This window comes from Cellulomonas sp. ICMP 17802, from assembly GCF_041295535.1.
GTDB lineage: Bacteria > Actinomycetota > Actinomycetes > Actinomycetales > Cellulomonadaceae > Cellulomonas.
The window spans coordinates 40,705-47,768 of sequence record NZ_JBGFQZ010000026.1 but is presented as its reverse complement, the minus strand read 5'-3'; the positions used below and the strand labels follow the sequence as shown (position 1 = coordinate 47,768).

4 protein-coding genes are annotated in these 7,064 nt (G+C 75.8%); 2 read left to right on the top strand and 2 right to left on the bottom strand.

The window, feature by feature from the left end; genetic code table 11:
- Both AB5970_RS15695 and AB5970_RS15690 read right to left on the bottom strand, forming a co-directional pair.
- A partial coding sequence (locus AB5970_RS15695; RefSeq protein WP_370504881.1) for a hypothetical protein occupies window positions 1-1,292 on the bottom strand: 1,292 nt, incomplete at its 3' end.
- Window positions 1,289-4,579, bottom strand: a complete 3,291-nt coding sequence (locus AB5970_RS15690) for an FtsX-like permease family protein (protein WP_370504880.1) — start codon at window positions 4,577-4,579, stop codon at window positions 1,289-1,291. The genes AB5970_RS15690 and AB5970_RS15695, both read right to left, overlap by 4 nt.
- Before the next feature lie 191 nt (window positions 4,580-4,770).
- Between AB5970_RS15690 and AB5970_RS15685 the strand changes: the two genes are divergently transcribed.
- Both AB5970_RS15685 and AB5970_RS15680 read left to right on the top strand, forming a co-directional pair.
- Entirely contained in the window at window positions 4,771-5,403 is a 633-nt protein-coding gene (locus AB5970_RS15685) for a helix-turn-helix transcriptional regulator (protein ID WP_370504879.1), read from the top strand.
- The gene (locus tag AB5970_RS15680; RefSeq protein WP_370504878.1) at window positions 5,400-7,034 is read left to right on the top strand and encodes a DHA2 family efflux MFS transporter permease subunit; all 1,635 of its coding nucleotides are present in this window, start codon (window positions 5,400-5,402) and stop codon (window positions 7,032-7,034) included. The genes AB5970_RS15685 and AB5970_RS15680 overlap by 4 nt, the downstream gene beginning before the upstream one ends.
- Window positions 7,035-7,064: the final 30 nt, after the last annotated feature.

The window sequence follows — 7,064 nt, the reverse complement described above, 5'->3', positions numbered from 1 at the left end:
GCGACCGCCCACGACCCGCGGGCGTCGGGCTCGAGCAGCCAGGCGCCCAGGGCACCGACCGCGGCGGCGAGGACGACGAGGGGGACGCTCTCGACCAGCGCGCGCAGCGCGACCGACGCCACGGACGCGCCCCGGGCACGCTCCGCGAGCAGGAAGGTCTCCCGGCGCACGACGAGCAGCCGGGCGGCGAGCACCAGGGCGAGCGCGCCGACGACGGCCAACCCGATGAGCAGGACCGACGCCTGCGCGGTGCTGGCCAGCAGCCGGGCGTCCGCGGCGTGCAGCACGGTGCCCAGCTCCGTGGTGACCACCGGCGTGAACCCGTCCGAGCCCGTGAGGGTGGTGGGGTCGGCGACCAGGCGGGCGACGGCCCGCTGGATCGTGCCCGTGTCCGTCGCGCTCAGGTGGTCGGGCTCGGCAGGGAACCGGAACGTCGTGGAGACCGCGGACGGCTGCATCCCGAGCAGCATGTCGGGCAGCGAGGCGTCGGACAGCAGCAGCGCCACGCGGCCCACGGCGGCGGCCGCCGACGAGGTCGCCACCTGGTCGAGCAGGTCGGGGTGCGCGGCCCACAGCGGCGAGCCGGCGTCGAGCGGCTGGTACAGCCCGGTCACCACCACCTCGACCGCGCCGCGGGACGGACCCTTGAGCGTGAACCTGTCGCCGACGGCGATGCCGAGGTGCTCGGCCGCGGCGGCGGACACCCCGACCTCGACCAGGCGCGGGTGCTCGTCGGACGGCACGGCGCCAGGACTGGTCCCCGCGTCGGGCTCCGGGGACGTCCGCGGCTCGAGGCCGGTGACCCACCGGACCGTCTCCGGCGCGGCGGCGCCGGCCCGCAGCGGCGCGCCGTACCCGACGTGCACGAGGCGGGTGGCGACCAGGCCCGCGGTGGTGGTGATGGTGGCCGACGGGCTCTGCACGGCCGTCACGGGTGCGCCGGTGACCGCACCGAGCGTGGGCGGCAGCGCGGCGGCCATCCCCGTGGCCCCGTTGGCGACGAGGGTCGCGGCGTTGTCCTGCCGGCCCTCCGCCGTGCCCAGCGCCGAGCCGATCGTGGCGACGACGTCCGCCGTCGGCCCGGCGTCCCGGACCGCCTGCTGAGCGCCCTGGTCGGCCATCCGCAGCACCACGCGGGGGACCACGAGCGCGAGCAGCACGGTGACGGCGAGCAGCAGTGCGGACAGGGCGAGCAGGCCCGCGTCCTGCCGGCTGCGGCGCCGCGCGACGAGCACGCCGTGCGCGGTCGTGGCACGCCAGCCCGCGCCGGCGCGCTCCGCCACGGCGCTCACCGCTCGTCCCCGAGCCGCAGCAGCTCGCCCGACGCGCGCCGCAGCAGCAGGTTCGTCGTCAGCGCGACGGCGGTGCCCACCAGGAGGACCAGGAGCGTCAGCAGGACGAGCTGCGTCGGCCACGGCCAGTGCACGACCACCTGCGGCACGGGCCGGCCGCCCGTCGCGGACACCGTGACCAGCGGCGCGACCACCTGCGCGAGCAGCGCGCCGAGCGCGAGGCCGGCGGCCAGCCCCAGGGTGCCGAGGATGACGTGCTCGACCAGCACCGACCGCACGAGCGACGGGCGCGACGCACCGAGCGCCTGCAGCCGCGCGAGCTCGAGCCGTCGGGTGCGCACCGCGACGGTCGCGCTCATCGCGAACCCGGCCACGGCCAGCGCCAGCGCCGCGAACGTCACGATCCAGAGGGCCGCCTGTACCCCGACGCGCAGGGGACCCTCGATCGCCGTGGCACTCTCGGCGACCCGGCTGGTCGGCGTGCCCAGCTCGTCGGCGACCACCTGGTCGACCAGGGAGGCCGCCCGGTCGTCGGGGACCTGCATCCACCACTCGTCGAGCAGCGGATCGGTCCACGCGGAGAGCAGCGCGGCGCGCGTCAGCAGGTCGCGGTCGACCAGCACGCCGGCGCCGCGGGGCATCCCGGGCAGGTACGGCACCTCGCGCTCGATCGACACGAGCACGGGCGCGCCGTCCAGGTCGAGCTGCACCTGGTCGCCGACCTGCGCCGCGAGGGCTGCCAGCAGCGTGTCCGTCGCCACGACCGGCACGACGCCGGGGTCGGGGAACGTCATGGCGGCCATCCGCGCCCAGCCGAACAGCAGCTCGACCGAGCTCGGGCGCGAGGTGAGGTGCAGGCCCTCGTCGTCCACGGCGGTGGCCACGAGGGCGCGACGGCCGCGGTCGTCGGCGGGCGCGCTCCCGGACCACGTGCCGTCACCGAGGTCGACGGCCGTGACGGTGTCGGCGGTCGCCCCGGCCGGCCGCTCGACGGCGCGCAGGTGGCGGACGGTCACGGCCATGGACACGGTGCTGCTCGGCCCGCGGCCCGGGCCCAGCTGGCTCGTGTCGGACGAGTCGGGAAGGCCCTGCGCCGTGATCGCGACGAGCCGCAGCCCCGCAGCCGCGGCCGGCAACGGGACGGTGACGTCGGCGGCGGTCCCGACCAGCGGCACGAGCGGCAGCTCGAGCGGCGTCCGGGTGCCGTAGGCGTCCTCGACCACGAGCGTGACCAGCAGGGTGCCCGCTACCGCCGGCGCCACCGAGCCGTCGACGTCGAGCACCAGGGCGCTGGGCGAGCCGGGCAGCGGGATCGCGCCGTCGGGCGTCGTCGGCACCAGCGGCGCGGCGATGGTGCCCCAGTCGGGGGTGTGCCGGCCGCGCAGCAGGTCCCCGGCCTGTGCGGCGTCGAGCGCGAGCAGGTTGACCGACCCGCCGTTGGTCTCGTCGCCGCCCGTCGGCACCCCGACGCGCACCCCGCGGAACGCCACGGCGCTCACGGCCTGCGCGTCGGACAGCCCGTCGACCGCGTTCGCCTGCGCCAGGGCGGAGCCGTCGAGCCGCGCGACGCGCACGTCGGTGCCCACCGCGAGGTCGACCTGGTCCGCCTGCGAGGTGCGCCACGTGGAGAGGAACGACTGCGAGAAGGAGCCGACTGCGAGGGCGAGCGTGAGCAGCAGCACCGCGCCGGCGGCCCGCGACGGGCGCCGGCCCACCTCCCAGGCGGCGAGCGGGGCCACGAGCGAGCGGCCGCGGGCGGCGAGGCGTTCGCCGACGGCGGCGACCAGGGGCAGCGCCCGCAGCGCGAGGACGGCGCCGGCGAGGAGCAGCAGGGCGGGGGCCGCGACGAGGATCGGGTCGAGCTGCGCACCGGCCACGACGGGGGAGCGGTACGTCTGCAGCTGCCACACGGCGACGCCCGCCAGGGCCACCAGCGCCAGGTCGACGCCGGACCGCGCCAGCCCGCCGCGCCTGTCCTGCCGCACGAGCTGCTGCTCGGTGTCCACCACGCTGCCCCGGCGGCGCAGCAGCGGACCCAGCAGCACGCCGGCCAGCACGAACGACGCGACGACGCACGTGACCCACAGGGACACGGGCCGGCCGGGGTCGGTGTGCATCCCCGCGCGCTCGAGCGGGCCGAACGACGTGACGAGCCCGAACACGAGCCCGGCGAGCCAGGGCGACACCAGGCCCGTGACCAGCGCGACGGCCGCGGCCTCGAGCGCGGCCAGGCGCAGGAGCTGGCGGCCCGACGCGCCGCGGGACGCCATGAGGGTCTGCTCGGCCGCCCGGCGGTCCGCCAGCAGCCGCGCCGCGAGCAGCAGCACCGTGACCGCGAGCACGACGAGCATGAGGCCGACGATCACCACGCTGACGCGCGTGACGGCGAGGTTCCCCTGGGCGTCGTCGACCGTGGCGGCGAGGGAGGAGCGGAAGTCGCCGGACAGCGTCGTGGCGTCGACCGCGGCCGTGAGCGACGCCTGCGCGTCGTCGAGCCGGGCGCGCAGGTCGGTCACCGCGCCCGCCGGCGCGTCGACGAGGTGCGGCGCCGCGACGAGGTCGGCACGTGCCAGCCCGCCGGGCGCGGTGAGCGCGCCGGGCACCGCGACGAACGGCCCCCACGCGTCGGTGGTGACGAAGCCGAAGCTGCCCGGCACCGGGTAGGCGGGGTCGTGCTGGGTGCCCTGGAGGAGGTCGCGGGTCCAGCTGCTGCTCGGACCGGTGAGCTCGTGGATGCCGGTGACGACGAACCGCGTGTCGTCGTAGGTCGCCAGGCTCTGCACGGCCAGCTCGCTGCCCACGGTCCAGCCGTAGGCGTCCGCGGCGACCTTCGGGACGGCGACCTCGACCCGGCCCTGGTCGTCGGTGACGGCGGTCGGCCACGCACCCGCGAGCAGGGACGCGCCCGACGGCAGCTGCGGGTTGGCGGCCAGGTAGGACAGCGGCGGGACGCGCCCGCCCTGCCCGACCAGCCGGTACATGGGCGACGTGAGCCACTGCGTCCGCTCCGCGGGGACGTCGCCCAGCAGGTCGTCGAGGAACGACTCGCCTGCGGCGAGCGCGGGGGCCGGGTCGGACGAGTTGACCGAGAGGATCGCGTCGATGTCGGTCGCGGTCGCCGGGGCGCGGTCCAGCGCGGTGTCGAGTGCCGCGTGCGCGCTGGTGAACAGCAGCAGGGCGAACGTGCCCAGCAGGGTGGCGCCGACCAGGGCGACCGCCACGACGGTCGCCAGGAGCGTCCGCTGGGCCGCGGCGCGGTGACGCAGCACGCGCAGGCTCCAGCCCATGCGACCACCTCCCGACGTCCTCGTCCTGGGCGCGCGCGATCGGGGTCGATGCGTGCGGTCCGGCGATCGTAAGCGAGCGACGGCGCGGCGTGGGAGCGATTCCGCGGACGCACAGGAGACCGTGACCCAACGGTGACACGCGGCCCTCCGCGAGGTATATTCCGTTCGGAATAGTCGATCGGGAGGTGGAGATGGCCGAGCTGTCGGCGGTCGCGGTGCTGGTGCTGGCCCTGCTGCACGAGCAGCCCATGCACCCGTACCAGCTGCACCAGACCCTCGTGGAGCGGGGCGACACCCGGATCGTCCGCGTCAACGCCGGCGCCGTCTACCACGGGGTCGAGCGGCTCGAGCGGGACGGCCTGGTCGAGGTGGTGGGCACCGATCGCGCAGGACGGCGGCCCGAGCGCACCACCTACCGGATCACCGACGCCGGTCGCGCGGCCTTCGCGGCCCGGCTGACCAGCCTGCTCGGCGACGAGCACCCCGCCTACCCGCTGTTCACCGTGGGCCTGGCCGAGGCCAACGAGCTGCCCGCCGACGTCGTCGTCGAGCAGCTCACCCGCCGGCGCGACCGCGAGGCCGAGCACCTGGAGCGCCTGGGGGTGTCCTACGGGGCCGTCCGGGAGCGGGGCCTGCCGCGCCGGTTCCTCCTCGACGTGGAGCACGACCTCGCGATGCTCCGCGCCGAGGTCGCCTGGCTCGACCGCACGCTCGACGAGCTCCGCGGCGACGCCCTCGACTGGGCCGAGCCGATCCCGATGTCGTACCTCGACGCCACGATGGCCCTCCGGCCTCCCGACACCTCCGCGAAGGACCTCTCATGACCACCACGACCGGGCAGCCACGGGCGCTCGTCGACCTCCACGGCCGCAGCCCGTGGAGCATCCTGCCCGCGCTGTGCCTCGGCTTCTTCATGATCATGGTCGACACGACGATCGTGAACATCGCGATCCCGTCGCTGGTCACGGCGTTCGACGCCGACCTGACCGCGGTGGGCTGGGTCAACAGCGCCTACCTGCTGACGTTCGCCACGCTGCTGCTGGTCACCGGCCGGCTGGGGGACCGCTTCGGCCCGCGGCCCGTCTTCATCGTCGGGCTGGTCATCTTCACGCTCACCTCGCTGCTGTGCGGCCTCTCGGGCTCGATCGGCATGCTCATCGCTGCGCGGGCGGCCCAGGGCGTGGGCGCTGCCCTCATGACGCCGCAGACCATGTCGATGATCACGCGCGTCTTCCCGCCGCAGAAGCGCGGTTCGGCCATGGGGCTGTGGGGTGCCGTCGCCGGCATCGCGACGATCACCGGCCCGGTGCTCGGCGGTCTGCTGGTGCAGACGGTCGGCTGGGAGTGGATCTTCTACGTCAACATCCCCGTCGGCGTGGTGGCCCTGGTGCTCGCGTTCCGCACGCTGCCGACGCTGCCCACGGCGAACCGGTCGTTCGACGGCGTCGGGGTGCTGCTCTCGATCGTCGGGATGTTCCTGCTCGTGTTCGGCGTCCAGGAGGGCGCGACCTACGACTGGGGCACGATCGTCGGCCCGATCACGGTCTGGACCGTCATCGGCGCGGGCGTGCTGGTGCTGGTCGGCTTCGTGCTCTGGCAGCGCCGGCGGGGCGCCGACGCGCTGCTGCCGCTGACCCTCTTCCACCACCGCAACTTCTCGCTGGCCAACGTGGCCGGCTGGGCCGTGACGTTCGCGATGATCGGGATCTTCTTCCCGTTCACGCTCTTCCTGCAGGAGGTGCTCGGCCTGACGCCGCTGCACGCCGCGCTCGTCGGCCTGCCCGGATCGCTGATCTCGGGCGTCGTCGCGCCGTTCGCCGGCCGGCTGTCGGACCGGGTCGCGGGCAAGTGGGTGGTCGCCAGCGGCTTCGCCATCCTGGCCGTCGCCATCACGTGGCTCGCGCTCGCCGTCCGGCCCGACGTGCCCGTGTGGCACCTCGTGCTGCCGATGGTCTTCTTCGGCATCGGTACGGGCGCCCTGTTCTCGCCGCTGGCCAACCTGGCCACCTCGGGCCTCGACGGCCGGACGGCCGGAGCGGGCGCCGGGGCGTTCAACACGACGCGCCAGATCGGCGGCGTCATCGGGTCGGCGGCGGTCGTCGCCATGCTGACCTCGCGCCTGGGCGTCGAGATCCCGGCGGCCGCGCGCGACGCGGCCGGGCAGCTGCCCGAGGAGTTCCGCCAGCCGTTCCTGGACGGGTTCGCGCACGCCAGCTTCGCCAACGGTGCGGCGCCGCAGCTGCCGTCGTCGGTGCCGGCCGACGTGGCCGCACAGATCAAGGACGTCGCGCTGCAGGCCGTGCACTCCGGCTTCGCGATCGCGGTGACGCAGACGATCCTGCTCACGGTCGGCGTGCTGGTGCTCGGCCTCGCCGCGAGCCTGGCCATGAAGGGCGGCCGGCCGGCGCACCACGCGCCCGCCGCGGCGCCGGCGCCCGCCGCCGTCGACGCCTGACGGACGCGACGAAGGCCCCGGGGGCGACCC

Bases quoted from the DNA above. Each gene is read 5' to 3' on its own strand.
- AB5970_RS15690 (WP_370504880.1), bottom strand. From the start codon at position 4,579: ATGGGCTGGAGCCTGCGCGTGCTGCGTCACCGCGCCGCGGCCCAGCGG.
- AB5970_RS15685 (WP_370504879.1), top strand. From the start codon at position 4,771: ATGGCCGAGCTGTCGGCGGTCGCGGTGCTGGTGCTGGCCCTGCTGCAC.
- AB5970_RS15680 (WP_370504878.1), top strand. From the start codon at position 5,400: ATGACCACCACGACCGGGCAGCCACGGGCGCTCGTCGACCTCCACGGC.